The 258-nt window shown below is 56.6% G+C and carries 1 protein-coding gene; it reads left to right on the forward strand.

The features are described 5' to 3' along the window. The coding region (locus NQ012_RS13020; RefSeq protein WP_373566663.1) for a hypothetical protein at positions 1–258 on the forward strand (258 nt) is incomplete at both ends.

The raw sequence follows: 258 nt of genomic DNA on the forward strand, positions 1-258 counted from the left end.
CGTTGATTTGCGTAATGCAGATAACAACATCACCGTAACCAAAACCGCCGATGCCGACACCGTTACTTTCGATCTGGCCGATGCCATTACGGTAGACAGCGTAACCGCAGGCGGTACCGTGCTGGACGGCAACGGCCTTAAAGCAGGCGGCTTAACCGTGGGTACTAACGGCAAGATCAGCGGTTTGGAAAACGGCAGCGTAGCCTCCGGCAGCAAAGAAGCCGTTAACGGCGGCCAACTGTACGGCACGGCTGACAG

Source organism: Neisseria dentiae (assembly GCF_024580525.1).
Classification (GTDB): Bacteria; Pseudomonadota; Gammaproteobacteria; order Burkholderiales; family Neisseriaceae; genus Neisseria; species Neisseria dentiae_A.